At 62.7% G+C, this 26,020-nt stretch carries 25 protein-coding genes; 13 read left to right on the top strand and 12 right to left on the bottom strand.

Translation table 11 applies throughout. The annotated features are described in order from the left end of the window. Window positions 1-22: 22 nt before the first annotated feature. The 9 genes from ASE94_RS17135 to ASE94_RS17095 all read right to left on the bottom strand — a co-directional run bounded on the left by ASE94_RS17135 (window position 23) and on the right by ASE94_RS17095 (window position 9,876). Complete coding sequence (locus ASE94_RS17135; protein ID WP_062631404.1) at window positions 23-778, bottom strand: ABC transporter permease; 756 nt, start codon at window positions 776-778, stop codon at window positions 23-25. After that, the gene (locus ASE94_RS17130; protein WP_062631403.1) at window positions 775-1,710 is read right to left on the bottom strand and encodes an ABC transporter ATP-binding protein; all 936 of its coding nucleotides are present in this window, start codon (window positions 1,708-1,710) and stop codon (window positions 775-777) included. Before ASE94_RS17130 ends, ASE94_RS17135 begins: the two co-directional genes overlap by 4 nt. Further along, entirely contained in the window at window positions 1,707-2,885 is a 1,179-nt protein-coding gene (locus ASE94_RS17125; protein ID WP_244484152.1) for an ABC transporter permease, read from the bottom strand. The genes ASE94_RS17130 and ASE94_RS17125 overlap by 4 nt, the downstream gene beginning before the upstream one ends. A gap of 88 nt (window positions 2,886-2,973) precedes the next feature. After that, complete coding sequence (locus ASE94_RS17120; RefSeq protein ID WP_062631402.1) at window positions 2,974-3,885, bottom strand: ABC transporter substrate-binding protein; 912 nt, start codon at window positions 3,883-3,885, stop codon at window positions 2,974-2,976. 79 nt (window positions 3,886-3,964) lie between these two features. Then, the gene (locus ASE94_RS17115; protein ID WP_062631401.1) at window positions 3,965-5,524 is read right to left on the bottom strand and encodes an aromatic amino acid ammonia-lyase; all 1,560 of its coding nucleotides are present in this window, start codon (window positions 5,522-5,524) and stop codon (window positions 3,965-3,967) included. Window positions 5,525-5,591: 67 nt separating this feature from the next. Then, on the bottom strand, window positions 5,592-6,377 hold the full coding sequence (locus ASE94_RS17110) for an SDR family oxidoreductase (RefSeq protein ID WP_062631400.1): 786 nt from the start codon (window positions 6,375-6,377) through the stop codon (window positions 5,592-5,594). Further along, a complete protein-coding gene (locus ASE94_RS17105; protein WP_062631399.1) occupies window positions 6,374-7,300 on the bottom strand; it encodes a dihydrodipicolinate synthase family protein in 927 nt (308 codons plus the stop codon). The genes ASE94_RS17110 and ASE94_RS17105 overlap by 4 nt, the downstream gene beginning before the upstream one ends. Window positions 7,301-7,322: 22 nt before the next feature. Continuing rightward, the gene (locus ASE94_RS17100; RefSeq protein ID WP_062631398.1) at window positions 7,323-8,183 is read right to left on the bottom strand and encodes an amidohydrolase family protein; all 861 of its coding nucleotides are present in this window, start codon (window positions 8,181-8,183) and stop codon (window positions 7,323-7,325) included. Next, the gene (locus tag ASE94_RS17095) at window positions 8,176-9,876 is read right to left on the bottom strand and encodes a dihydroxy-acid dehydratase (RefSeq protein WP_061910037.1); all 1,701 of its coding nucleotides are present in this window, start codon (window positions 9,874-9,876) and stop codon (window positions 8,176-8,178) included. The genes ASE94_RS17100 and ASE94_RS17095 overlap by 8 nt, the downstream gene beginning before the upstream one ends. 203 nt (window positions 9,877-10,079) lie before the next feature. Here ASE94_RS17095 and ASE94_RS17090 point away from each other — a divergent pair, with 203 nt between their 5' ends. The 4 genes from ASE94_RS17090 (at window position 10,080) to ASE94_RS17075 (ending at window position 13,293) form a co-directional block, all read left to right on the top strand. Further along, a complete protein-coding gene (locus ASE94_RS17090) occupies window positions 10,080-11,081 on the top strand; it encodes a Gfo/Idh/MocA family oxidoreductase (protein WP_244484150.1) in 1,002 nt (333 codons plus the stop codon). A gap of 34 nt (window positions 11,082-11,115) precedes the next feature. Then, window positions 11,116-11,766 carry a GntR family transcriptional regulator gene (locus ASE94_RS17085; protein WP_062631396.1) on the top strand — a complete coding sequence of 217 codons (651 nt, stop codon included), beginning with the start codon at window positions 11,116-11,118 and terminating at the stop codon, window positions 11,764-11,766. A 273-nt stretch (window positions 11,767-12,039) separates the two neighbouring features. Next, window positions 12,040-13,014: a tripartite tricarboxylate transporter substrate binding protein gene (locus ASE94_RS17080; protein ID WP_062631395.1), complete on the top strand. Its 975-nt coding sequence runs from the start codon at window positions 12,040-12,042 to the stop codon at window positions 13,012-13,014. Between the two features lie 51 nt (window positions 13,015-13,065). Further along, window positions 13,066-13,293: a DUF3072 domain-containing protein gene (locus tag ASE94_RS17075; RefSeq protein ID WP_061910045.1), complete on the top strand. Its 228-nt coding sequence runs from the start codon at window positions 13,066-13,068 to the stop codon at window positions 13,291-13,293. A gap of 89 nt (window positions 13,294-13,382) precedes the next feature. Here the strand turns inward: ASE94_RS17075 and ASE94_RS17070 are convergent, their stop codons facing one another. Then, the gene (locus ASE94_RS17070) at window positions 13,383-14,984 is read right to left on the bottom strand and encodes a beta-xylosidase (protein ID WP_062631394.1); all 1,602 of its coding nucleotides are present in this window, start codon (window positions 14,982-14,984) and stop codon (window positions 13,383-13,385) included. A 316-nt stretch (window positions 14,985-15,300) separates the two neighbouring features. Between ASE94_RS17070 and ASE94_RS17065 the strand changes: the two genes are divergently transcribed. The 5 genes from ASE94_RS17065 (at window position 15,301) to ASE94_RS17045 (ending at window position 21,031) form a co-directional block, all read left to right on the top strand. Then, entirely contained in the window at window positions 15,301-17,235 is a 1,935-nt protein-coding gene (locus ASE94_RS17065) for an ABC transporter substrate-binding protein (protein ID WP_062631462.1), read from the top strand. Window positions 17,236-17,299: 64 nt separating this feature from the next. Continuing rightward, on the top strand, window positions 17,300-18,304 hold the full coding sequence (locus tag ASE94_RS17060; protein WP_062631393.1) for an ABC transporter permease: 1,005 nt from the start codon (window positions 17,300-17,302) through the stop codon (window positions 18,302-18,304). A gap of 2 nt (window positions 18,305-18,306) precedes the next feature. After that, complete coding sequence (locus ASE94_RS17055) at window positions 18,307-19,164, top strand: ABC transporter permease (protein ID WP_062631392.1); 858 nt, start codon at window positions 18,307-18,309, stop codon at window positions 19,162-19,164. Between the two features lie 2 nt (window positions 19,165-19,166). After that, on the top strand, window positions 19,167-20,192 hold the full coding sequence (locus ASE94_RS17050) for an ABC transporter ATP-binding protein (protein WP_061910055.1): 1,026 nt from the start codon (window positions 19,167-19,169) through the stop codon (window positions 20,190-20,192). Next, the gene (locus ASE94_RS17045) at window positions 20,189-21,031 is read left to right on the top strand and encodes an ABC transporter ATP-binding protein (RefSeq protein WP_062631391.1); all 843 of its coding nucleotides are present in this window, start codon (window positions 20,189-20,191) and stop codon (window positions 21,029-21,031) included. The genes ASE94_RS17050 and ASE94_RS17045 overlap by 4 nt, the downstream gene beginning before the upstream one ends. Here the strand turns inward: ASE94_RS17045 and ASE94_RS17040 are convergent. After that, window positions 21,028-23,352, bottom strand: a complete 2,325-nt coding sequence (locus tag ASE94_RS17040) for an HWE histidine kinase domain-containing protein (RefSeq protein ID WP_062631390.1) — start codon at window positions 23,350-23,352, stop codon at window positions 21,028-21,030. The two genes, ASE94_RS17045 and ASE94_RS17040, sit on opposite strands and share 4 nt — an antisense overlap. Beyond that, complete coding sequence (locus tag ASE94_RS17035) at window positions 23,349-23,642, bottom strand: hypothetical protein (protein ID WP_061910061.1); 294 nt, start codon at window positions 23,640-23,642, stop codon at window positions 23,349-23,351. The genes ASE94_RS17040 and ASE94_RS17035 overlap by 4 nt, the downstream gene beginning before the upstream one ends. 181 nt (window positions 23,643-23,823) lie before the next feature. Here ASE94_RS17035 and ASE94_RS17030 point away from each other — a divergent pair, with 181 nt between their 5' ends. From ASE94_RS17030 to ASE94_RS21035, 4 genes are all read left to right on the top strand, one after another. Then, the gene (locus ASE94_RS17030; RefSeq protein WP_061910063.1) at window positions 23,824-24,363 is read left to right on the top strand and encodes an SRPBCC family protein; all 540 of its coding nucleotides are present in this window, start codon (window positions 23,824-23,826) and stop codon (window positions 24,361-24,363) included. Then, entirely contained in the window at window positions 24,363-25,532 is a 1,170-nt protein-coding gene (locus tag ASE94_RS17025; RefSeq protein WP_061910066.1) for a zinc-dependent alcohol dehydrogenase, read from the top strand. The genes ASE94_RS17030 and ASE94_RS17025 overlap by 1 nt, the downstream gene beginning before the upstream one ends. Before the next feature lie 147 nt (window positions 25,533-25,679). Continuing rightward, window positions 25,680-25,811: a DUF892 family protein gene (locus ASE94_RS20740; protein WP_082461284.1), complete on the top strand. Its 132-nt coding sequence runs from the start codon at window positions 25,680-25,682 to the stop codon at window positions 25,809-25,811. A 28-nt stretch (window positions 25,812-25,839) separates the two neighbouring features. After that, the gene (locus ASE94_RS21035; RefSeq protein WP_156352194.1) at window positions 25,840-26,016 is read left to right on the top strand and encodes a hypothetical protein; all 177 of its coding nucleotides are present in this window, start codon (window positions 25,840-25,842) and stop codon (window positions 26,014-26,016) included. The last annotated feature ends 4 nt before the right edge of the window (window positions 26,017-26,020 follow it).

Below are 26,020 nucleotides of genomic sequence, written 5' to 3'. Positions count from 1 at the left end.
CCCCTTCAAGACCTAAAATGCCTTATCCCGCCTTGGCGGAGCGCGTCTGGCCGGTGCGGCTGTTGAGCCAGCGTTCGAGCCCGGCCATTGCATCATAGATCAAGACTGCCAGAACGCCGACGATCAGGCCACCCTGGAGCACGAAGGCGGTGTTGCCCGATTGGAGGCCGGCAATGATGACTTCGCCCAGCGTGCGCGCGGCTACGGTCGAACCGATGGTGGCGGTGGCGAGCGCGATGACGGTCGAGAGGCGAATGCCGGCGAGAATGACCGGCAGGGCGAGCGGCAGTTCGACGCGCATGAGGCGCTGGCGGCCGGTCATGCCGACGCCGCGGGCGGCTTCGGTGACATTGGGTGGCAGGGTGGTGAGGCCCGTCAGCGTGTTTTCAAAGATCGGCAGGAGGCCATAGAGAAAGAGCGCGATCAGGGTCGGGGCGGTGCCGAAGCCGAGGATGGGGACGGCGAGGGCCAGCACGGCGACCGGCGGAAAGGTCTGGCCGACATTGGCGATGGTGCGCGAGACGGGCAGGAACTCGGCGCCGAAGGGGCGGGTGACAAGAATGGCGAGACCGACCGCGACCACCGTCGACAGCACGATGGCGATGGCGACAATGGTCAGGTGGCTGATGGTGATATCGAGCAGATTGCCCTGATTGTAGATGGCCGGCTGGGTGGGGCGGGCGAACAGGGCGAAGAAGCCCTGGAAGAGGTCGGGCTGGACGAGCAACGCGACCAGCACCAAGAAGACCGCGAGCCTGATGAGGAGGCCGATTTTCATTGCGGACGCGCCGCCATACGCGCGCAGGCGGCGAGGGTGATTATGCCAATGGCTTGGCCGTCGCGGGTGACGGGCGCGGCAGTGCGGCCCGACCAGAGGAGGTCGCTATAGGCATCGCGGAGGCTGGCGTCGGCCGCGATGGGGCTGCCGGTGGCGGTGCCGGGTTCGACATGGTCGCCAACGCGGGTCAGCGAGAGGAGGCGGAAGGGCCGGTCCGAGGTGCCGATGAGGTCGGCGACGAAGGGCGTTGCCGGATTGACGATGATTTCGGCGGGTTCGGCATATTGGAGGAGCTTGCCCTTATCCATGACGGCGATGCGGTCGCCCAAGTGGATGGCTTCCTCCATGTCGTGGGTGACCAGCACGATGGTGGTGCCAAGCTTGCGCTGGATGGCGAGGAGATCTTCCTGGGCCTTGGCGCGGATGAGCGGATCGAGGGCGCCGAAGGGTTCGTCCATGAGGAGGATATTGGGGCCAGCGGCGAGGGCGCGGGCGACGCCGATGCGCTGCTGCTGGCCGCCCGAGAGTTCGTGGGGCATGCGGTGGCGGAACTGGACGGGGTCGAGCTGGAAGAGCCCGAGCAGTTCATCGACGCGGGCTTCGATCTTCGATTTTTCCCAGCCGAGAAGCTTTGGGACGGTGGCGATGTTTTGGGCGACGGTCCAATGGGGGAAGAGGCCGTGGCCCTGGATGGCGTAGCCGATGCGGCGGCGGAGCTCATGCGTGGGCACGTCGCGGATATCTTCGCCGTCGATGCGGATGGTGCCGGCAGTGGGCTCGACGAGGCGATTGATCATGCGCATCAGCGTCGTCTTGCCCGAGCCCGAGGTGCCGACAATGACACTCATGGTGCGGGGCGGAATGGTCAGGCTGATGTGGTCGACGACCGTGGTGCCATTATAGGATTTGACGATGTCCTCGATTTCGATCATGCGCCGCGTCCCTTGATACTGATCTGTTCGACGATGGCGTCGAGAATGACGGCGGCGGCGAAGGCGAGGCCGACGGTGGGCACGGCGCCGAGGAGAACGAGGTCCATCGCGGTCTGGCCGATGCCTTGGAAAACGAAAACGCCGAAGCCGCCGCCGCCGATGAGCGCGGCGATGGTGGCGAGGCCGATATTCTGGACGAGCACGATGCGGATGCCGGTGAGAATGACGGGGAGGGCCAGCGGCAGCTCGATATTGAGGAGGCGCTGGCGATCGGTCATGCCCATGCCGCGGGCGGCATCGACCACCTGGCCATTGACGCCGAGGAGGCCGACGACGGTGTTGGAGACGATCGGCAGGAGCGAGTAGGCAAAGAGCGCGATGAGGGCTGGGGCAATGCCGATGCCGGAAATGCCGATATTGCTGGCGCCGGGCACATTGGCCGCGACCCAGGCGAGGGGGGCGATGAGGAGGCCGAAGAGCGCGATCGAGGGAATGGTCTGGACGATGTTGAGCGTGTTGAGCACGGCAGCGCGCAGCGGTTTGACGCGATAGCAGAGAATGCCGAGGGGTATGCCGGCGAGGGTCGCGATGGCGACGGAGCCGAAGGCGAGGACGAGGTGGGTGCGGGCTTCCTGCCAGAAGGCGGGGGCGCGGCTGGCATATTCCTTGAGGAGCGAGAGATTGCTCCAGAGGCCGCTCCAGAGAATGAGCGCGACGGCGCCGAGGACGAGGGCGAGGAGCGCGACGCGCCAGACAGGGCGGAGGCGCAGCCGGGTGAGCGCGTCGGTGACCATCAGCGAGAAGGCGAGGAGCAGCAGCCAGAAGCCGGCGCCGGGGGCGACGCGGGCATAGTTGTTGTCAGCGGGCGTCAGATGGTTGGCGGCGGCGCCGACAGCAAAGGCGAGGACGGCGAGGGCGAGGAAGCCGGCGGCCAGTTTGACGATGGGGCGGAAGCGGACAAGCGCTGTCGCGAGTGCGGCGACGATCGCGGCGATCAGGAGGATGGACCAGACGCCGTCCAGCGAGCCGACGATGCCCATGCCTTCGCCTGGGACGATGCGATTGGCGCGAAACAGGGCGAAGGGCAGGGCGAGACCGGCAAGACCAATGACGGCAACGAGCACACCGAGTTTATCGAGGCGCTGCCAGGGTCTTTTTTCGATGTTTGCTGACACTGCAAGACTCAAGCTGTGGGTTCCAGCTCCGGTTGTCCGGCGCGGGGCCGGGCATGAAAAGGGCGGGCTTGTGGCCCGCCCTAAGGGCTTAGCTCAGAAAGCCGTTCTTGGTGAGGTAGTCGGTGGCGACAGCAGCGGCGGGCTCGCCACCGACCTGAACGCGGCCGTTGAGGTCCTGCAGGACTTCGAGGGTCAGGCCTTCAAAGACGGGCTTCAGCAGTTCGGTGATCTGCGGATATTCCTTGAGGACTTCATCGCGGATGATTGGGGCGGGCTGGTAAACCGGCTGCACGCCCTTGTCGTCTTCAAGAACCTTCAGGCCCGAGGGAGCGATGCCGCCATCGGTGCCATAGACCATGGCGGCGTTGACGCCATTGGTCTGCTGGGCGGCAGCGGCGATGGTTGCTGCGGTATCGCCACCCGAGAGAACGACGAGCTGGTCAGGGGTCAGGGTGAAGCCATAGACTTCCTGGAACTTTGGCAGCGCGGCCGGGGAATTCACGAATTCCGAGGATGCGGCCAGCTTGACTTCGCCACCGCCGGCAACCCAGGCGCCGAATTCGGTGAAGGTCGTCAGGTTGTTGGGTTCGGCGACATCGTTGCGGATGGCGACGGCCCAGGTGTTGTTGGCGGGCGAGGGCGTCAGCCAGACGATCTTGTTGGCTTCAAGATCGAGCTTTGCCGCTTCGGTGTAGGCGCTTTCGGCATTGTTCCAGAGCGGATCATCAGCCTTGTCGAAGAAGAAGGCGGCATTGCCGGTATATTCGGGATAGATGTCGATTTCGCCAGCGATGATGGCTTCGCGCACGATCGGGGTGGCGCCGAGCTGGATGCGGTCTTCGACCTGGATGTCGTTGTTCTCAAGCACCTGCTTGATGATGTTGCCGAGAACGCCGCCCTCGGTGTCGATCTTGGACGAGACCACGACCTGAGCCTGGGCAGTGCCGGCCAGCACGACGAATGCGGATGCTGCAGTCAGCAGCTTGGCGGTGAGGCGCATATGTATCTCCGTTAGGGACCGGACGCTCCGGTTGTTCCTTAGCCTAGCGAGTTGCCCGGGGTAGGCGAGGCTTGGGTTTCTACAGACCCTCCCCCAACGCGAAAAACTCATCCACCTCTTCAATGGTCGAGTGAGAAATCAGTTCGCCAAGAAAATCCTCCGAGCCCAAAGATTCTTCAAGGTCTTCGACTTCGGAGGAAAGCGGGCGATCGACCGTGTAGGTTTTCGAGCAGTTTCGGACCCGCGCATAGACCATTCCGGGCACGTTGCCGGGCTGGTCGCCCGAGATGTCCATGGCTTGGGCGGCGAGCATGGCTTCGAGAGCGGCAAGGCGCTGGAGCGCCAGGATCTGCCGCTCGAAACGCTCGACGACAAGGGGCAGGAAAGCGGCTTCGTCCTCCATGCCGTCGGCAACGACCATGGAATTGGCCGAGATGGGGGCAGTCATCGAGAGGACGCGGGCGAAGAGTTCGCCGGCAAGCTTGATCGCGGGGCCAAAGCCAGTGGCGACATGGCCGGGGAAGACGAGATTGACCGGCAGATCCCGGCGACCGCCATTGCCAAGGAGGACGCAGCGATTGAACGAATTGCGCGCGACATGGGCGAGACCGAGTTGGGCGGCCTGAATGAAGAGGGTAACGTCGAGGGGGAGCGAGCCGCCGGAGGTGAGCACCTGGCCATTGGCGACGACGGGATTGTCATCAGTTCGGCCGGTGGCGGCGAGGAGGGTGCGGCCGGCGACGCGGAGGGCTTCGAAGCCGGTGCCAAAAACCTGGCTCATCATGCGGAGGCTCAGCGGGTCCTGGATCTGGGTGGCATTGGGCCAATCCCAGCCGCGGGCATTGAAGTAAAGCCAGGCGCCGATGCGGCTTTCGCCCTCCGTGCCGGCATAGGCGACGGCTTTCCAGGGATCGCGGGAGGCGCCGAGGGCGCCGGCGGTGGTGATGGCGGTGGCGAGTAGTACGCGAACGGACGCGGCGGCCCGGCGCAGGGCATCGGCGGCGGCGGCATAGCCAACGGCATTGGTCGAGACCGAGGCCAGGCTATCGCGGGCGGCGAGGTGGACCGGGGCGAGGCCGGCTGCGGCGAGGGCGCGATCGGCGGGCAGGCGTTCGCCGTCGAAAAACGCCTCGCCCGCGCCGGTCAGCACAGCGCCGATCTGGCCCATGAGACCGATATCGGCGCAGCCGATGGAGCCGGTGCGGCGGACGACGGGGACGACGTCGCGTTCGAGAAGATCGAGATAGGCCGAGACGAGGGATGGCGTGCAGCCGACCTTGCCAGTGAGCAGCATATTGGTGCGGATGGCCATGGCCATGCGGACGATGTGGCGCGAGAAGGGTTCGCCAGTGCCGAAATGATGGGCGCGGACGAGACCGATATTGAAGGCGTCCATCTCGTCCTGGGACCAGGCGATGTCCTTCATGGCGCCGACGCCGGTGGTGGCGCCATAGACGGGCTGGCCGGCCGCTATAGCGTTTTCAATGGCTTGGCGCGAATGGGCAACGGCGGCCAGCGCGTCCGGATCGGGCACCAGTGGGGCGCGGTGCTGGGCGATGCGCGCCAGATCGGCAAAGCTCAGCGGGCCGCCGGAAAGGCTAAGCGGGGTGCGGTCTTGACGGTGGGGGCCGGCGGGCATGAGGCCTCTGGAACTATGAGCAGCTTTCTCTGAGATAGCCTAGCCGCATTGCCCCGCCAAGCGAACCTCAAACAGACTTGAGCATGCCGCCATCGACGCGGATGAGGCTGCCGGTGACGTAGGATGCCTTGTCGCTCGCGAGAAAGGCGACGACATCGGCCAATTCCTCGGGGCGGCCATAGCGGCCGGCGGGAATTTGCGAGAGCGACTGGGCCTTTACCTCTTCGACGCTTTTGCCGAGGCGCTTTGCGGCGGCGGCGTCGAGTTCATCGACGCGGTCGGTATGGATGCGACCCTGAACGATGATGTTCGCGGTGATGCCGTCGGCGGCGACTTCGGAAGCGAGGGTTTTGCTCCAGCCGACCAGCGCCTGGCGGAGAGCATTGGATATGGCGAGGCGCGGGATGGGGGCTTCGACGCCCGAGGAGGTGAGGGTGATGATGCGGCCCCATTTGCGCTCTTTCATGCTGGGCAAGAGGGACTGGCTGATGGCGATGAGCGGGGTGATCATGGTGTCGAACTGGCGCGAAAAGTCAGCAGGCGCAAGCGCTTGCGCTTCGCCAGGCGGTGGGCCGCCGGAATTGTTGACGAGGATATCGGCACCGCCATCGGCCGTGATCTTGGTGATCAGCGCCTGGATGGAGGCGGGGTCGGACAGGTCGAGGGAGACGGCGCTAATGCTGCCGCCGAGGGTTTTGTCGACCTTGGGATCGAGTGCAGTGATGGCGTCGGTGGAACGGGCCGCGCCGATAACGTGGGCGCCTTCATTGGCGAGGGCGAGAGCGGTGGCGGCACCGAGGCCCTTGCTGGCGCCGAGGACGAGGGCGCGCTTTCCTTCGATTCCGAGCTTCATGCGGCGATCTCCTTGAGGCGCTTTTCTTGCCGGGCGAGGAGGCGTTCGACATCGGCGATGTCGAGTTTGCTCAATGCCGGCGCGGGTTTACGCAGAGTAGCTGACGAAATGACACCGCGTTTGGCAAGCACATATTTGCGGCAGGCGAGGCCGATGCCCTGCTGCTGCTCGTAGCGGGCGAGGGGGAGATAGGCATCGAAGATGTCATGAGCGCGGTCGGGATTGCCCTTGGCGTAGTTTTCGACGACGCCGACCATCATTTCGGGGAAGCAGAAACCAGTCATGGCACCATCGGCGCCGCGGCCCATTTCTTCGGGAAGGAAGAGGCCGCCATTGCCGCAAAGGATTGAAATTCTTCGGGTTTCGCCCTTGTCGCTGAAAGCGCGGAGGGTGGTGATTTTCGATAGGCCGGGCCAATCTTCATGCTTGAGCATGACGCAGGTCGGGATATCGCTAACGATGCGATCGATGACTTTTGGGGCGATGGTGACATTGGTTGTCAAGGGGTAATCCTGGAGGACCCAGGGGGTCTTGCCGAGGACGTCGCCGACCGAGGCGAAGTAGGCGTAGATCTGGTCGTCCGTCTTGAGGGTCCAGGGCGGGGCGACCATGACGCCTGCGGCGCCGATTTCCATAACGGAATCAGCGAGTTCGCGCATGGGGGCGAGGCCGGGAGCGGTGACGCCGACGACGACGGGGATTTTGGCGCGGGAAATGACGCGGCGGGCGATTTCCCTGGATTCTTCAGCAGTTAGCTTGGGCGCTTCGCCCAATTGGCCGAGGATGGTGAGGCCGGTGGCGCCTTTTTCCTCATAGAAATCGACCATGCGATCGACGCTTGCCCAATCCACTTCGCCGGTGTCGGAAAAGGGTGTGACGGCAATGACATAGACGCCTTTGGCATCTTCGGTCAGAAGGGGCATGAGGCGACTCCGGTTGTTGGGCTCAGTGAGAAAAATAGAGGGTGGCGGCGTTGTTGGCAAAGACCGCGGCGTGATGTGCCGGGGGGATAGTGTCGAGGCTGAGCGCGATCAGATCGTCGTCCTCGGGGACGGTCTTGAAAAGCTCGGTATGGGGCCAATCGCTGCCCCAAAGGACGCGGTTTGGGTAGCATTCCGTTAGCGTTGAAACGGCTGAACGATAGAACTGGTTATTCGGGGCGTCACTGAGGCGATAGGGCGCGGAAATTTTCACGTAAACGCGGCCGGTTTCGAGAGCGCGGTCGAGATCGTCGAGGGCGGTGCCGGGATCGTCGAGGGCGATGAAGGCGAGGTGATCGATGACGCCGGTAATGTCATAGCGCGCTGTGAGATCAGCGACGGTCCCGATGGCTTCGGGGCCGATCTGGAACTGGGCGTGCCAGCCGAGGGCGCGAATGCGCGGGGCGAGAGTGGCGAAAGCGTCAAAGCCGATGCCGGATTTATTGCGCAGGTTGAAGCGGACGCCGCGAACGCCGAGGGCGTCAAGCCGCTGGAGTTCGGCGTCGCTGGTTTCGGGCGGAATGACGACGACGCCCCGGACGCGATCGGCGTGGCCGGTCAGCGCTGTCAGGAGGACGCGATTGTCTAGGCCGTAGACGCTTGGTTGGACGAGGACGCCGCGGGCGATGCCGAAGGTTTCGGCGAGGGCGAGCCAGTTGTCGATTGGTTCGATCCGCGGCGTGTAGCTGCGCGGGATGGCGAGCGGAGCCGCGGGGGCGAAGACGTGAAAATGGGCGTCGCAGGTGTTTTCGGGCAGGCGCAGATTGGCCGGATTGCGCAGGGGGCGCGGGGGGAGGCAGAGCGTGGCGTCGAGCACGTCAGCCATGGTCTTTGGCGGCCATCAGGAAATCGAAATCGAGACCATCGTCGGCCTGGGTGACGTGGCGATCGTAGAGTTGGGCGTAGCCGCGGGGTGGCGATGGCGGCGGCGCAGGCAGTGCAGCCATGCGGGCGGCGAGCTCGGTGGCGGAGATCAGGAGTTCGAGGCGGCGATTGGGCACGTCGAGGCGGATGCGGTCGCCGGTGCGGACCGCCGCAAGGGGGCCGCCATCGGCGGATTCGGGGGTGATGTGAAGGACGACCGTGCCGAAGGCGGTGCCGCTCATGCGTGCATCGGAAAGGCGGACCATGTCCTTGACGCCTTGGCGGGCGAGGTGGCGCGGAATGGGAATGTAGCCGGCTTCGGGCATGCCGGGAGCACCCTTGGGGCCGGCATTGCGGAGAACGAGGACATCGTCGGCGGCGATGTCGAGACTGGGATCGTCGAGGCGTTCGGTCATGTCGCGGACCGAGTCAAAGACAACGGCGCGGCCTTCGTGGACCTGCAGCTTTGGATCGGCCGCGGCGTGCTTGATGACGGCGCCGCGGGGGGCGAGATTGCCCGAGAGAACCGCGATGGCGCCGGCAGGCGAGATGGGCGCGGTGCGCGGGCGGATGATCTGGGTTTCGTAGCGCGCGGGCAGGGTGCCGATGGTGTCGCCAAGCGTGCCGCCGAAGGCGCGAGGGGCGGCGAGATCGAGCAGATCGGTCAATTCCGAGAGGAGGCGCGGGACGCCACCGGCGGCGTGGAATTCGCCCATATAGCCGGTGCCGGTTGGTTTTAGATCGACAAGGACTGGGACCTTTTGGCCGATGGCGTCGAATTCGGCCATGTCGAGCTTTTTGCCCAGGCGCCCATAAATGGCGGCGAGATGGACGACGGCATTGGTGGAGCCGCCGAGGGCTTGGAGCGTCACGAGGCCGTTGCGGAGGGCAGCAGGGGTCAGAACTTCTGCGGTGGTGAGGCCGGTTTCGGTCATGGCGACGGCGGCGCGGCCGGTTTCTTCGGCAAGGCGCATGCGCTCGGACGAGGTGGCGGATGCTGAGCCGGCCATGGGGAGGGAGAGGCCCATGGCTTCCATTAAGGCCGCCATGGTGGAGGCCGTGCCCATGACGGTGCAGGTGCCGACGGAGCTGGCGAGCTTGCCATTGATCTCGGCGACTTCGTCGGCATCGATCTGATCGGCGCGATATTGGGCCCAGATGCGGCGGCAATCGGTGCAGGCGCCGAGGCGTTCGCCGCGATGGCTGCCGGTATCCATGGGGCCCGTGGGGAGGACAATGGCCGGGACTTCGCTCGAAGCGGCGGCCATGACCTGGGCGGGGATGGTTTTATCGCAACCGCCGATCAGAATGACCGAATCCATGGGCTGGGCGCGGACCAGTTCCTCGGTTTCCATGGCCATGAGATTGCGCAGGAACATGGAAGTGGGCGAAGCAAAGCTCTCGTGGATCGACATGGTCGGGAAGACCATGGGCATGCCGCCGGCCAGCATGACGCCGCGCTTGGCCGCTTCAATCAGCTGCGGGACATTGCCGTGGCAGGGATTATAATCGGAATAGGTATTGGCGATGCCGACGATGGGGCGATCGAGCGCGTCATCGGAATAGCCCATGGCCTTGATGAAGGCCTTGCGCAGGAACAGCGAAAAATCCTGGTCGCCATAGCTGGTCAACCGTCTGCGAAGCCCGCGGGTCACGATATCCTCCCCTGCCGCGTCTTGGTGCGGCTTGTAGGGTCATTCCTACAGGCGTCAGCATTATTGTCAATAATGCGGATTGTGTTGTGTGCGGTTTTGGTTGTGCACGACGGTTATATGCGCTTAAATTCAGGCAAATCGACGCTGTAGCTGATTTCGCTGCGAGGCTCGAGAAAACGATAAATTATTGATAAGAGGCGATTGTGCGGATCGGATTGGTGGGGGCGGGCTGGGTCACGCAATATCATTTGCCGGCGTGGAAGAAGCTCGGGGATGTCGAGGTGGTGGCGATCTGCGGCCCCGATGAGGCGGCGCGGAATGCGCGGGCGGATGAATTCGGGATCGTGGGGCGGTACGAGTCTTTGGCCGATATGCTGCAAAGCGAGCGGCTCGATGCGCTCGATATTGCTTCGCCGCGGAAATTTCATGCCGAGCAGGTGATGCTGGGAGGAGAGCGCGGCTTGCCGATGCTGTGCCAGAAGCCGCTTGGGGTCGATCTAGCGGAGGCAGAAGAAGTGGTCACGGCGGTGTCGGGCCGGGCGCGGCTGATGGTGCACGAGAACTGGCGTTTTCGGCCCTATTATCGGCAATTGCGGGCCTGGCTTGACGAGGGGTTGATCGGCGAGGTTTTCGAGGCGCGGCTCGATTTTCATTCGAGCGGGATGATTGCCGATGGCAAGGGTGAGCGGCCGGCCCTGGTGCGGCAGCCGTTCTTCCGGCGCGAACAGCGGCTGCTCGTGATGGAGGTGTTGATCCATCACCTCGATAGTCTGCGGTTTTTGCTCGGCGAGTTGGCGCTGACATCGGCGCGGCTGCGGCGAAGCAATGACGAGATCATCGGGGAGGATCAGGCTTTGCTGCGGCTGGAGCGGTTGGCGGACGGAATGCCGCTCAACGTGTCGGGTAATCTCGCGGTGCATGGCGCGCCGCCGGCGCCGAGCGATCAGCTTTGGCTTTGGGGGAGCAAGGGCACGATCCATTTGGATGGGACAGTGCTGAGACTATTGGGGTCGAGCCCGCGCGAGATGCGGTTCGATGGGCCAGAGAGCTATCAGGCGGCCTATGACGGGGCTGTGGCGCATTTCGTCGATTGCTTGCGAACGGGGCGTGCGTTCGAGACCAGCGCGGCCGATAATCTTGAAACACTGCGGCTGGTGGAGGCCTCCTATGCGGCGAGCCAGTTTAAACCGGCGGGGACTCTCTGATAGAAGGGCGGGATAACCTCCCGGGGCCGCCAGCATGACCGAGCATCACGAGACCGAACCCGAAGACGTGAAGATCGTGCGGGCGCTTGAGGAGGACATCATCTTCGGGCGGCTGGCGCCGGGGTCGCGCCTGACCGAGGACAAGCTCCTGTCGCGCTTTCCGGTGACGCGGCATTTCGTGCGGCAGGCGCTGGTGCAGCTCGAGCAGATGGGCGTCGTCGTGCGCGAGCGCAACAAGGGCGCCACGGTGCGCTCGCTGACCCCGAGCGAGGTCGAGCAAATCTATGCCGTGCGCGAACTGGTGCAGCGGCAGGCGGCGCTGATGATCCCGCTGCCGGCGCCGCAGGGGCTGATCGATGAGCTCCAAGAGATTCACAAGGAGCATGGCGAGCATATCGAGGCGGGTTATCTGCGCGGTGTGCACGAGACCAATGACCGCTTTCACCTGACGCTGTTCGGGGCCTGCGGGAACAAATATCTCGTGCAGGCGATCGAGCTTTACATGCGCTACAGCCTGCCGGTGCGGGCGAACTCGATGGCGGATCGGGCGGCGCTCGATATTTCGCATAGCCAGCATCGGCTGATGATCGAAATGCTGAGCGGGCGGGATAATTGGGTTCTGGCGCAACTATGTGTCGACCATCTGCAGCCGTCGAAGAAGCGGTATATTGGGTTGGTGGAATAGACGGGTGAGAAGGCCCCCTCACCCGGATTGCTAGGCAATCCGACCTCTCCCCCAGCGGGAGAGGTGTCGCTACGCGAAGTTGGTGGTTGAATTTTCCCCTGTTGCGATTGCCGTTAGATCTCCCTCATCCGGCGCTGCGCGCCACCTTCTCCCCGAGGGGGAGAAGGATAAGAGGTGCGCAAACTTGAATTGTGCAGGTGGGCTGCTGCGGCTAGCATCTTTCTTGGACCGTGAAACACGGCCGGGCGCGGGAGGCGCCTTGAGGAGGATTTGATGAAGCTTGCTTTTGCTGTGCCGGCCCTGGTGGCTGGGACTTTGGCGCTGGTGGCGCCGGTCTTGGCTCAGGGGGATTTTCCGAGCCATCCGATCAATCTCGTCGTGCCGTTTGCGGCGGGCGGATCGACGGATCTTGTCGGGCGCATTGTTGCCGAGGCTATGTCCAAGGAGCTTGGGCAGAATGTGCTGGTGGTGAACCAGGCAGGGGCCGGGGGCGTCGTTGGAGCGACGGCGGTGGTCGATGCGGCGCCGGATGGCTACACGATCCTGATGGGGACGATCGCGACGCATGCGCTGAGCGCTTCACTTTATGCGACGCCGCCGTTTGATCCTTCGGCCGATTTCACGCCGATTTCTCTCTTGGTGACGGTGCCCAACGTCTTGCTGGTCAATCCCGACTTTCCGGCCAAGACGGTCGAGGAGCTGATCGCGAAACTGAAGGCGGAGCCGGAGGAGCATGCTTATGCGTCTTCGGGCAATGGGACGCCGCTGCATCTTTCGGGGGAATTGTTCAAATCGATGACCGGCACAGACATGGTGCACGTGCCCTATCAGGGATCGGGGCCGGCACTGGTCGATGCGCTTTCCGGCGCGGTGCCGATCATTTTCGATAATCTGCCTTCGGCGAGCGAGCACATGAAGGCGGGGACGCTGCGGCCGCTGGCGGTGACGACGCTGGAACGGAGCGCGAGCTTCCCCGATGTGCCGACCATGGATGAGGCCGGGGTGCCGGGCTATGAGACCAATACCTGGAACGCGCTGTTCGCGCCGGCCGGGACGCCGCCAGAGGTGATCGAAAAGCTCAATGCGGCGGCAGTGGCGGCGGTCAATGATCCGGCGGTGAAAGAGCAACTCGCGGAGGCTGGCGCGGTGGTCGTCGGGTCGACGCCGGAAGAACTGGCCGAGCATGTGAAGAGCGAAGTGGCGCGCTGGGCGCCGGTGATCGCCGAGGCAGGCGTTTCGATCCAGTAGGGAACGGGTTGCGGGTGGTGAACGTTTAGAGAACAAACAAGGAGTTCTCAGATGTCCACGACCAATCCCAAAATCGATCCGGGTCCGCATTCCAACCTCGAAAAAGATCCGAGCGAATGGACGACCGGCGACGATCCGATGACGGATGCGCAGGGGTCTTATTTGAAGACGCTTTCGGAGCAGGCGCATAAGCCCGAGCAATTTGCGGATGATCTGAGCAAGGCGGAAGCCTCGGAGCGGATCGATGCGCTGCGGCAGGAATTGGGGCTGGGTTCGTAAGCGCGATCTCCACAAAATAAAGCACCCCGCCGAGGGAGGTCGGCGGGGTGCTGTCGCGACAAATCAGCTAGGGCTGATTTGCGCTGGGTCTAGTAGTCGATGCGGAGGAGGGAGACGCCCTGGCGGGGGAGGGTTGCCGTAATGGTGACGGCGCCGTTGGAAGCTTCGGCTACAGAGGTTTCGAGGACGGCGAGTTGGCCGGAGGCTTCCAGTTTTTTGTAGTCGTCACCGGTAACTTCCTGGGGCGAGCCCATGGCTTTCCAGACACCGAAGGAGTTGGAGTGATCCTTGTCCATGCGGAAGTGGGTCAGCTTGTGGCTGCCGGGCCTTATGCCTTTGAGTGACAGGGTGACGTTGGCGGCGCCGTCTTCGACGTCGTCATCGTGATAATTCCAGACGAGGATCGAGACGCCGGTATCGTCGCGAGTGGCGACGGCGTTGACGTCGGGTTGCTCGCGGACGCCGTGTTCCATGATGGTCTGGATATCAAGGGCGTGGTCGGATTTGGCTTCGACCCACTCGCCTTTCAGCTTGCCGAGCATGCGGAAGCCATTGAGCACGGCCTTATCGACGCCATTGGTCGCGAGATCGCGGAAACCGTCGTACCAGGGCTGGTCTTCGAAGAGGAAGGCCCAGGTGACGGCGCCTTCGATTTCGATGCCGGCGCGCTGGCTGAGTTCGTAGGTGCGGATCATGCTTTCGACGACATAGGCGCCGTAGAGCGGCCCGTTGCGATAGCCGTTTTGCGGATGAACGCGGGCGGAGCAGGCAGCGCAGCCTTCTGGGTCGGATTCGCCGATGACCGTGGGCAGATGCTTGAGGGTCGGGAATTCATTGACGATGGCGAGGTTGGCTTCGATATCGCGGAGCTGCTTGTGGAGGCCCATGCGGACATGGTCCTTCCAGATCACCGGATTGCCCTTGGCGTGGAAGGCGATGAAGTCGATGGGGGAATCGTTGTCGACGACGTGCTGCAGGAATTCGCGGAGGAATTTCTGCGCCTTGGGGTTGTTGAAGGCGCCGCAGGTGTGGGGGCCGCCGACACGGGCGCCGGGCAGGGCGGCTTTGATGGCGCGGGCGGCGACATCGTACATTTCGCAGAATTGCGGGATGGTGCCTTTCCAGTAGATGCCATCGGGCTCGTTCCAGACTTCCCATGGCCAGGAGAGGACTTTTTCCTCGCCATAGCGATCGGCCAGGTGGCGGGCCCAGGCGTGGATGAGGTCGCCCCACTTCTTTAGATTGTTGGGCGGATTGGCCCAGCCGGTCAGGATGGTGGCGTAGGGATCGGTGGGGGTCCAATAGTGGCGGTATTCGCCGGGATCGTCGGAGAGGGCTTCGGGCATGAAGCCGACCTGGATCAGCGGGATATTGCCGGCTTCGACATAGGCGTCGAAGATCTGGTCCATGATGGTCCAATCGTAGACCGGGTTGCCGTCGGCGTCTTCGGTATAGGCATTGGTCGAGCCCCATTTGAGGGCATATTTGCCATCGCCTGAGGTGAGAAGATTGTGCGTGCGCACGCGCGGGGGCTCGGGGCTGAGCTCGGTCAGGGCGTTGAGCAGCTTCTTGCCATTGGCGGTGTAGGTGTAATTCGGCTCGTCATAGCCGAACCAGTTCCACAATGGCCGGTAAGCACCGCGGCTTGCGCCTGCGTCCACGTCGATGCGGACGTCGTAAGTCGTGGTCATTGTCTTGTCTCCACCCTTGATAGCTGCGTTTTGGGTCATTGCCCGTTTGGTGCGGTGAGCCTACTCGGGTGCGTGTCTTTGTCAATAATACAAAGGTGGATTGTCGATTAAATCCCGCACTATGGCGATCAAAGGCGTGAAAATGCGCTGTTTTGTCGATAATCCTGTTGCCCTCGGTTAAAATATTGTCGATAAAGCTGTTGGCGCGGACTGCCGGGAGGAATTGGCGGGCGGCGTCGAGGTGAGGGAGGCGATGTGCGGCGAAGGCCTGCGCAGTCGCTGCCTGCGCAAAGCGCGGGCCATAGGAGGAACGACCATGCTCTTTCGGAAGCTGGTGGCAACCGCGCTAGCGATCGCCAAGGTGGCGATGCCAGTCGCTATAGCCGCAACGGCGGTGCCGGTAGCCGCCCAGGATTTCATTGCGGGTATTCCGCGCAACGAGGCGCTGATCATTCAGGGTCCGGCAGCGCAAAATGCCGAATGGTTCAACCTTTGGGCGCCGGGCGGCGGGGCGAGCAATAATGGCTTGCAGCAGCTGACCGCCGATACGTTCTGGTTCATCAATCCCGAGGGCACGGGCGACGCGGCCTGGACCAATGCGCTGGCGACCGAAAAGCCGATCTATAATGACGATTTCACGCAGATGACCGTCAAACTGCGGGATGGCATCTTCTGGAGCGACGGGGTTCAGTTTTCGGCTGACGATGTCGTCTATACGGTCGAGACGCAGATCGAACATGCCGGCATGGGCTGGAGCGCGCCGTTTACGGTCAATGTCGAGAGTGTCGAAGCGACCGATCCATTGACGGTGGTTTTCAATCTCAAGGAACCCAATTCACGGTTCCATACGCTCTTTACCGTGCGCTGGAATGCGGCCTGGATCATGCCCAAGCATGTGTTCGAAAAGGTCGAGGATCCACTGACCTATAACGCCAATCCGCCGGTGTCGCTCTCGGCCTATGTGCTCGACAGCTATGACAGCGCGGGCAATTGGGTGATCTGGAAGCTGCGGGAGGACTGGCAGCGCACCTCGATCGGCATGACGCTCGATAAGGCGCCGGACGTGAAATATGTCGTCTATCGCAATGCGGGCAATCCCGATGCGCGCGTCATCGAGCAGATAAACCACAATCTCGATGTGATCAACGACATTGCGCCCGAAGGCATGTTCACCATTGCCCGCGATGCGCGCGAAACCACCGCGTCATGGTTCCTGGGCTTCCCCTTTGCCCATCCCGATCCGACACTGCCGTCAGTGCTCTTCAACCACCAGCGCGAACCTTACGCCAATAAGGACGTTCGCTGGGCGCTGGCCCTGATGATCGATATCCGCGCCGTGGCCATGGGGTCTTATCGCGGGGCAGCGAACCTGGCTGCACTGTCCGTGCCGCCGACCGGTACGGCCGTGGTCGATTATTACGAGCCGATGCAGGAATGGCTCAACGGCTATGAGCTCAATACCGGCACGCGGACCATAAAGCCTTACGACCAGACCGTGCCGCAGCAGATCGCTGCGCTCGTCAAACCGCAATGGGGCGAGGACATTCCGGACGATCCGGCCCAGCTTGCCAAGATGTTCGGCAATGGCTGGTGGAAGCAGGACGTGCAGGCGGCAGCGGAACTGCTGCAGAAAGCCGGCTTTACCAAGAACGGCAACCAGTGGATGAAGCCCGATGGCACGCCATTCACCATCAAGCTGATGGTCGAGGGCGACAATGTTCCGACGCTCGCGCGTGCCGGTACCATCATCGCCCAGCAGTGGTCGATGGAAGGGGTGCAGACGACGGTGGACGTCGCGGGGCCGACCAACGGCCAGCGTCTCGGCGGCGGTGACTTCGATGTCGCCATCTACTGGACCGTCGAGACCTGGGGCGGCCACCCGGACCTTTCGTTCTTCCTCGAAAGCTATCACTCCGATTTCGTCAAGCCAGCCGGGGAAACCCAGCCGCCGCGCAACCTGACCCGTTGGACAGATGAACGGCTCGACCAGATCGTCGAAGCCAATCGCGTGATCGGGTTCGACGCCCCACAGGTCACCCAGCTCGGGATGGACTATCTCAAGCTTGCCGTCGAAGAGATGCCGTTCATTCCGCTGATGGCCTACAACAAGTTTGCGCCTTTCGACACGACCTACTGGACCGGTTATCCCAGCGCCGAGAATCCCTATTCGGCTTCGGGTCCGTTCTGGAGCAACCTGCGCTACATGGTGGTGGCCCTCGAAGCCAACCCGAACGCACCGGCTGCACAATAGGCCCTGCGGGCGGGGCATGACCCCGCCCGTTTCCTTTGATTCATAGTTCGAAACGGGCACGCAGATGGACGGCTTTGCCAAATATCTCGTCCGGCGCCTCTTCCAGTTTTTCCTCGTGATTTTCCTGGGCGTTTCGCTGGCTTTCGTCATCACCAAGCTTTCCCCGGTCGATCCGGTGGAACAATCCGTGTCGTTGATGACCAATTTCGGTGCTACCGACCCGCGGGCGGTGGAACTGATGCGCGAAGCGCTGCAGGAGCTTTATGGCCTCAAGGGCTCGATGATCGAGCAATATGTGGGGTTCTGGGGTCGCGTGGTGCAGGGCGATTTCGGACCCTCGCTTTCATCGTTCCCGACGCCGGTGATGTCGCTGATCATGAGCGCCTTGCCCTGGACCGTTGGGCTTCTGACATTGGCGCTGATCATCACCTGGACGCTCGGCAACCTGCTCGGGGCGTTGGCGGGCTACTACCGCAACAATACGCTCTTAAAACTGTCGGGCGCGGCGATCATGGCGCTCCATCCGGTGCCGGCCTATATCATCGGTCTCGTGTTACTGCTTGCCTTCGGCTTTATCTGGCCGGTGCTGCCGATCTCGGGCGGGGCGCAGATGAACCTGCAGCCGGCGTTCAGTTTCGACTATATCCGCTCGCTTATTCTGCACGGCACGCTGCCTGCGCTGACGCTGGTGCTCGTCGGGATCGGGAGTTGGTTCATTTCCATGCGGTCGCTGGTCTCCAATATCGTGACCGACGACCATGTGGTCTATGCCGAGCTCGGCGGGGTGAAATCGAGCAAGATCTTTTCCCAATATGTGGCGCGCAATGCGCTGCTGCCGCAGTTGACGGGGCTGGCACTCAGCCTTGGCAATGTCTTTGGCGGCGCCGTTATCACCGAATTTCTCTTCAATTATCCCGGCGTCGGGCGGCTCCTGATCCAGGGCATTTATCGCGGCGATTATTCGCTGGTGCTCGGGGTGACGACCATGTCGATCGTGGCGGTGGCTGTCGCCGTCTTCATCATCGACCTCCTCTATCCCCTGATCGATCCGCGCGTGAGGCACGGCTGACCATGTTCAAGATTCTTCGCGACTTGCTGCGCTATAACCGGGAATTCGCAATCGGCTTCGTGCTGACGCTCGGTGTTTTCCTTTTCGCTCTGGCGCACTTCTGGGCGCCAATGCCGGACAGCGCCATCTATCTCCTGCCGCCCGACATGCCGCCTTCGGCGCAATACTGGTTCGGCACGACATCGCGCGGGCAGGACGTGCTCTGGCAGATGAGCTCGGCGATCTGGAACACGATGCTGTTTGGGATCACCGTGACCATCCTCAGTCGTTTGCTCGCGGTCGCCGTGGGCATGATCTCGGGCTATCTCGGGGGCAAGTGGGACGAGGCGTTGATGACACTCAACGACACCATGATCGCGCTGCCCAATATTCCGATCCTCTTGCTCGTCTATTTCGTGATGCGGGATTCGATGAGCTGGCCGGTGCTGGCGGCGACGGCCGCGCTCCTCGGGTGGAACTACGATGCGCGGCTCATCCGCTCGGTCACGCTGAGCTTGAGGAACCGGGAATTCACGCGCCATGCGGTCTTTGCCGGGATGAGCGTGCCGCAGATCCTCGTGCGCCAGCATCTGCCCTATGTGATGCCGGTGATCTTCTTTACCGCGATGAACAACCTGATCTGGGCCATCGGGCTCGAGGTGACGCTTTCGGTGCTTGGCTTTTCGGACATCAACCGGCCCACGGTGGGCGGGATGATCTATTGGGCCAACCAGCACCAGGCGATCATTGCCGGCATCTGGTGGTGGATCGCCTTTCCCATCATCGCTATCGTGCTGCTGTTCCTCGGGCTGTTCCTGCTCGCGATATCCGTCAACGAATATATCGACCCGCGCAGTCGCTTGAGCCGGATGGGAGCGTGACCATGCTGTCTGTTGTTGAGAAAACGCCGCTCAGCGTCGACGCCGCTCCGGTGCTCAAAGTCGAAGGCCTCAAGGCCTATTACCAGATGAACTACTTTGGCGTGCGCCGGGAAGTTCGGGCGGTCGACGATGTGACGCTGACCATCAAGCGCAACGAGATCTATGGGATTGCCGGGGAGTCGTCCTCGGGGAAATCATCGCTGATCAAGACCATTGCCGGGGCGATTACGCCGCCGCTGCGAGTGGTCGAGGGCTCGGTCAAATTCGATTTCGGCGGCAAGGTGCTCGACGTCTATGGCGAGCCGGAGCGGATGAAGAAGGCGCGCTGGCAGCACCTCTCCTATATCATGCAGGGTTCGATGAACGTGCTGAACCCGGTGCGCAAGGTGAAGCACGCGTTTCACGACTTTGCCTTCGAGCATATGGGGCTTTCGGAACGAGCATTTCGGGAGCGGGTGGAAAAGCACCTGCAGCGGATCGGGCTTGATCCGCGGGTGCTTGAATCCTTTCCGCACCAGCTTTCAGGCGGAATGCGGCAGCGATTGACGATCGCGCTGGCGACGGTGTGCGAGCCCGATTTCATCATTGCGGATGAGCCGACGACGGCGCTCGATGTCTTGGTGCAGCAGGATGTGCTGGCGCTGATCAAGGATATCCAGCGGCGCATGGGCGCTTCGATCATCTTCGTGACGCATGACATGACGGTGCATGCCGCGATCGCCGATCGGATCGGCATCGTCTATGCGGGGCGGCTGGTCGAAGAGGGGCCGACGCTCGATGTGTTCAGGCAGCCCCAGCACCCTTATACGGCGCATCTGATTGCGAGCTTGCCAAGGCTCGGCGACAAGACGCGGCGCTCGGCTCTGCCGGGGAAGCCGCCGAACCTTGCCGAGCCGCCGAGTGGCTGCCGGTTTCATCCGCGCTGTCCGCTCGCGATCGACAAATGCAAGACCGATAATCCGCCGCTCGAGAACCGGCTTTCGGGCCGGGTCGCCTGCTGGCGGGCCGGGGAGGTGGCTGCAGCATGAGCGCGCTTCTCGAACTCAATCATGTGAACAAGGACTATGCGGTCGGCGGGTTTTTGGACCGGTCGATCCTCCATGCCGTCAAGGATGTCAGCTTTACCATCAGCGATACGGCGCCGGAGATTTTCACCATCGTCGGGGAATCGGGCAGCGGCAAGACGACGACGGCGCGGATGATCCTCGGCAATGAGACGCCGACGAGCGGGAGCCTGACCTTTGAGGGGCAGGATATCGCCAAAATTCGCAGCCGGGCGGACAAGCTCAAGTTTATGGCGCGGGTGCAGCCGATTTTCCAGAACCCGTTCGAGGCATTCAATCCGCTCTCGACGCTCGATTATTATCTCTATTCGACGGCTAAGCGGTTTCTGGGGCTAAAGCGCAAGACCGAGATCGAGGCGGCGGTCGACAAGGCGCTCAACCATGTGGGGCTGAGCCTTGCCGAAGTCCGCGGCCGCTATTCGCACGAGCTTTCGGGTGGGCAGTTGCAGCGTATCGCGGTGGCGCGGGCGCTGATACCGGAGCCGAAACTGATCGTGGCGGATGAACCGGTGTCGATGGTCGATGCGTCGCTGAGGATGTCGATTGTCAATCTCTTCCGGGATTTGCGGGATACGCTCGGGGTCTCGATCATCTACATCACCCACGATCTCTCGACGGCCTATTATATCTCGGACCGCGTGATCATCATGCACAAGGGAGATGTGGTGGAGGCGGGGGCGGCGCAGACGGTGCTGGGCAATCCGCAGCACGATTATTCCAGGGCGCTCGCGAGTGCGGTTCTGCCGCCCGATCCGGTTTTGGCGCGGCGGATCATCGAAGAGAAGATGGCGGCGCGGGGCTAGGTCTCCGTCGGGCGGAGAAGGCGGTGGACCGCCTGCACGACTTTGAGGAGTGATGCCGGCTTCTGGATCTGGGTGATGCCGGCAAGGCCGGGCGGGATGATCCCGGTGTCGTAGCCGGTAAGAAAAAGGAACGGGGTCGCTCGTTCGCCGAGATAGGCAGCGAGTCCGAAGCCGGCGCCGGTGCCGAGATTGATGTCGAGAATGGCGGCGTCGGGATGTTCGGTTTCGGCGCTTTCCTTGGCGCGCATTTCGTCGGCGAAGGGGCCGATGACGGTCGCGCCGGCGCGGCGGAGAGCGGTCGAAACGTCGGAGGCGAGGAGGTAGTCGTCTTCCGAGACGAGAATGCGATAGCCGGACAGATTGGGCGCCTGGGCAAGATCGAGACTGCCGCCGTGGACCGAGACGGGGGTGGGCGAGGCGGTGTCGAGAATGCTGGCCTTTTCTGGCAGCGGGAATTCGAGCGTGCAGCGAAGGCCGGTGGGGGAGAATTGCATCTCGCCGGTGCCGTCCAATTCATATGGGATGCGTCGCTCGATCAGTTCGCTGCCAAAGCCGCGACGGCGGGGTTCGCTGAGATCTGTCAGCCCGCTTTCCTGCCAATCGATGTGGAGCCAATCGGTCCCGCGGCGCACCTGCTGGGTCCACCGGATCGTGAGCTTGCCGTGGGGCACGGCGAGGGCGCCATATTTGGCGGCATTGGTGGTGAGTTCGTGAATGGCGAGTGTCAGGACCTCGATGGCCTTGGGGCCGAGTTCGATCGGTGGGCCATCGAGCGTCACCTGCCCAGGCTGGGGCGCGTGGGCCGAAACCTCTTCCTCGATCATCGTCCCCAAAATCGTGCCGGTCTCGGTGCTGCGCGTCAGTAGAGCCTGGACGCGGGCGAGGGCGGTGAGGCGGCCGGCGAGGAGGCTTTGGTAGCTCGCGACGCTGTCGGCGGTCGAGGCGGAGCGACTGGCGATGGACCGGATCACCGCCATGATGTTGCGCACGCGATGCTGCAATTCGGCGAGCAATACGGCCTGATGTTCGGTCGAAATGCGGGCGTCGGTAATGTCGGTCGAAAAGCCGGCGATCCGCTCGACCTGGCCAAGATTGTCGAGAAGCGGAAAACCGGTGCTGCGGATCCAGCGGAAGGCGCCATCCGAGGGGCGGAGGATGCGGTAGTCGTGAACCACGGCTTCGCCGCGCCGGATTGCCGCGACATTGGCCATGACGTCGGGGCGGTCCTCGGGGAGGATCATCGCGTCGAGCGCGCGGGCATCGGCGCGGGCTGCATCGGGGGAAATGCCAAGGACGGTTTCCATGGCCTGGCTGGCGAATTCGACGGCGAGCGTTTTGGCATCGCGGATCCAGAGAGCATCGGACGAGGCGTCGGCAAATTTGCGGAAGCGTTCCTCGCTGGCGCGAAGCGCAGCCTGGGCGCGCTTTTGTTCGCTGATGTCCTGGAAAAGCACGGCCACCTGGCGCGTTTCGGGGCGGCCGACGCGGAAGGCGTAGAGATCGAAGGTGCGATCTTCGAGTGCGGAGGAGTTTTCCTCAAAGCGCAGGCTTTCGCCCGTCACGGCGACGCGGTCGTAGATGTCGATCCACTTTTCCTCGATGTCGGGCGTCAATTCCTTGATGGTCTTGCCAGTCGCATCATGGAGGCCATTATGGCGCTCGAAGGCCGCGTTGACCTCGATATAGCGCCAGTCCACGGCTTTCTTGCCGTCGTACAGCATCTGGATGATGCAGTAGCCCTGATCCATGGAGCTGAAGAGCTCGCGGTATTTTTCTTCGTTTTGACGAAGCGCTGCCTCGGCGCGGGCGCGTTCGACGGCGGCCCAGGTACGCTCGGCCGTTGCCTCGGTCACGGCGACTTCGGTTTCGGTGAAATCATGCGGGCCGGCAAAATGAACGGCGAGGATGGCGACGAGGCCGGCATTTTTAACGAGGGGCACATTGAGCGTAGCGCCGAGGCCGAGGGTGGCGTGGGCGGCTTTTTCCGCCGGGCTCAGGCTTGGGTCGCCCTGGATATCGGGGCGAATGGAGGAGCGGCCAGCAAGGAGGGCAGTCATGAGTTCGATGCCGTAGTCGGCGTAGCGATAGCGGCCGGCAAGGCTCGGACCGCGATTGGTCCAATCCCGGGTCAATTGCACATGGACGCCATCGCCGAGGTCTTCGGCATAGGCGACGCGGTCGGCATCGAGTTCGAGGGCAAGGACGCGCTGGGCGACGACCTGGATTTCAACCGGATCGTCGAGCTGGCGGATCGCATCGGTCAGTTTGAGGAGGTAGGCCTCGATCTGAAGCCGGGCCCCGGCCGGTGGTTGGCCGATCACGGATACTGCTTCAGAACGGGCTTTTGGAGGCCGCCATCGTCGGACACCTGATGTTCCTCCGGCGACGCGGGAACAGGGGCATTGCCATAGGGATCGCGGCTGCGTTCGCGTTTTATCTGGCGGGCGGCAAGGGCGTCCGCCTCCGTTTCAGTGTCGGCGACGAGCGCGGCAGCTTTCGCTGCGGGGATGCCGAAGTCTTCTGCGAGAAAACTCACTTCTTCGTCCTTGGGCTGCATGCCGAAACTCCGTGTTGCGATGGGCGATGGATCGAACTGGAAATGTTCGAACATGGCCCGGAGTTGCGCCAGACCATGGCTAGCATGGCGGCGACGGCGGCACGATTACGCAGGTTAATTGGATCGGCGGCGAGTGTGCGTCATCAGGGACTTAACCTGAGGCAGGTGCTGAACCTTCGCGGATTCCCAGCCATTTGCCCGGCATGTCCAAGCCGGCAATCAGGAGGAATTTTTGATGAGCGACACAAGCGTCGACGACGCACCAAAGCGCGCAAGCAAGGATGACAAGGACGGCGATCTGGCAGTGGTCGGCCGGTCGGTCCTCGTCGGCAAGCCGATTGCCGAAGTCTATGAAGGCTGGCGCGACCCAACGCGGTTTCCCGGCTTCATGAAGGCGGTCGAAGCCGTGGAAAAGCGGGGCGAAGACTATCATTGGACGGTCCGCGCGCCGCTCGCGCAAACGGTGACGCTCGTGACCAAGATCACCGAGGACGTGCCGCACAAAACGATTGCCTGGGAATCGACCGAAGACTCCCAGATCAAGACGCGCGGTCGCGTGACGTTCGAGACCGCGCCGGCCGATCGCGGCACCGTGGTGACCGCTGACATCTCCTATGCGCCGCCGGGCGGAGACGTTGGGCGGATCGTCGCCAAGCTCTTTGCGGCCGAGCCTAATATCCAGGCGCGGCACGAGCTCAAGCGCTTCAAGATGCTCATGGAAACCGGCGAAATCGCCACTGGCAGCTTTCACAGCAAACAGAACGAGGAAAACTGATGCGGGCGCTCACTTGGCACGGCAATAACGACGTTCGCGTCGACACTCACCCCGATCCCGAAATTCTCAACCCGCGCGATGCGATCCTGAAAGTGACATCGACCGCCATCTGCGGGTCCGACCTGCACCTTTATGACGGCGTCATTCCCGGCCTGATATCGGGCGATATTCTCGGCCATGAATTCATGGGCGAGGTGGTCGAGGTGGGACCCAAAAGTACGCTCAAGAAGGGCCAGCGCGTCGTCGTGCCTTTCACCATTTCCTGTGGTGGATGCTTCCACTGCAAGAAGGGTCAGTTTTCGGCGTGCGACAATTCCAATCCAGCGGAAAAGCAGGATGCGAGCGAAAAGCTCTACGGACATGGCATGGGGGCAGCATTTGGCTACACGCACCTGACCGGTGGCTATGCCGGCGGACAGGCGGAATATGTGCGCGTGCCGTTTTCCGATGTTGGGCCGATCGTCATTCCCGATGAGCTGGGCGACGAGGATGTGCTCTTTCTTTCCGATATCCTGCCGACGGGCTGGATGGCGGCGGAGAATGCAGAAATCGAGCCGGGCGATACCGTTGCCGTCTGGGGCGCGGGACCGGTTGGGCTCTTTGCGGTGCAAAGCGCCGTCATCATGGGCGCGGCGCAGGTGATCGTCATCGATCACCACGAGCATCGGCTGGAATTGGCTAAGCAATTTGGCGCCAAGACCATCAATTTCGAAAAGACGCATGTGCGCGAGGCATTGATGGAGATGACCGCGGGCATCGGGCCTGATGCGGTGATCGACGCTGTGGGCATGGAAGCCCATGGGTTTGTGGTCGATAATGTTCTCGACCTCGTCAAACAGAAGATCGCGCCGGGTGCGGATCGCGGCCATGCCTTGCGGCAGGCGCTGCTGGCGTGCCGGAAGGGCGGGCGGGTTTCTGTGCCCGGCGTCTATGGCGGCATGCTCGACAAGTGGCCGCTTGGCGCGATGATGGAAAAGGGCCTGACCATCAAGGGCGGCCAGACCCATGTGCAGCGCTATACCGGGGATCTGCTGCGGCGCATCATGGAGAAGGAAATCGATACGACCTTCCTGATCAGCCACCGGTTGTCGCTCGAAGAAGCGCCGATGGGCTACAAGAACTTCCACGACAAGCAAAACGAATGGACCAAGGTCGTGTTGCGGCCCTGATCGATGAAGCGGCCGGCGCTGATGCTCCGGCCGCTTCGCCATTTGAATATGTCGACGATGCCGTGGTCTAGGCGGGATGATCTGAGATGTGGCAGGCAGCTTCGAGCGTGCCCCGCCGTTCCCTTCAAGAGACCAGTGGAGAGAACGATGTCGACACCAACGGAAATCTACGTCACCGGATTGCGCAACGCTCACGCCATGGAACAACAGGCGCTGGCGATTATGCGCCAGCAGGTCGAGCGCATCGAGCATTATCCGGACGTCGAGGCGAAGAAGTGACGGCGGTCTTCATTGATGGCATTCGGCAATGAGCGAGCCTGACAGGCGGTCCGAAACCGACAAGGTGATTGTCGATAGCGCGCAGGGGAAGGCTGAACGTCTTCTCCTCGGGACCAATCCCTATGGCAGCATGCTGCGGATTTTTGGCGTCGTACTGGCGTTTATCCTGATTGCCGGCACGGTGTTTTATGTGGTGGGTCAATAATTAC

The sequence above is a fragment of the Devosia sp. Leaf64 genome, from assembly GCF_001421945.1.
GTDB lineage: Bacteria > Pseudomonadota > Alphaproteobacteria > Rhizobiales > Devosiaceae > Devosia.
This window is presented reverse-complemented; position numbering and strand designations above follow the sequence as displayed.